This is a genomic window from Parachitinimonas caeni (assembly GCF_030129945.1).
Taxonomy (GTDB): Bacteria; Pseudomonadota; Gammaproteobacteria; order Burkholderiales; family Chitinimonadaceae; genus Parachitinimonas; species Parachitinimonas caeni.
In genome coordinates this window covers 1-539 of record NZ_JARRAF010000167.1, presented here as the reverse complement: position 1 = coordinate 539, position 539 = coordinate 1, and the positions used below count along the sequence as shown (strand labels likewise).

Annotated in this window: 1 protein-coding gene; it reads right to left on the bottom strand. The window is 63.1% G+C overall.

Annotated features, from left to right (window positions below):
* Nucleotides 1-539, bottom strand: a 539-nt coding sequence (locus PZA18_RS24140) for a hypothetical protein (RefSeq protein WP_284103440.1), incomplete at both ends; no start/stop codon positions are given.

Below are 539 nucleotides of genomic sequence, written 5' to 3'. Positions count from 1 at the left end.
CCTGCGCCATCGGGGTCGGGGGTGACGAAGGTGGTTTCGGTCAGCAGCTGGTTGGCGCTGCCGTAGGTTCGCTCAATGCGGTTGCCCAGATCGTCCTGCTGGCTGATCTGGTTGCCGGCCGCGTCATAGGTATAGACCACGGCGTTGTTCTGGCCATCGACGCTACGGAACAGATTACCGTCCCCATCGTACTGGAAGGTGACTGACTGGACGCCAGCTGCGGTGCTGGGCGCACTGACCGAGAGCAGGCGGCCTTCGGTGTCGTAGCGGTAGCGGGTGGCGTAGTTGTAGGCGTCGAACACCGTCGTGGTGCGGGTGCTGGTGTCGTAGGCAAAGCGCGTCACCCGGTTCAGGCCGTCGGTGACGGTTTCCAGCCGGTACTCGCCATTCACCTGCAGATACGTGAACGACAGCTTGCTGCCGTCGGTCTGGTCGATGCCGGCCAGACGGTTGCTGCTGCCGTCATAGCGGTAGGTGGTCTGATAAACCTTGCCGTCGGCCGTGCTGTTGTCGTCGGGGCTCAGGTCTACGGTAACCTG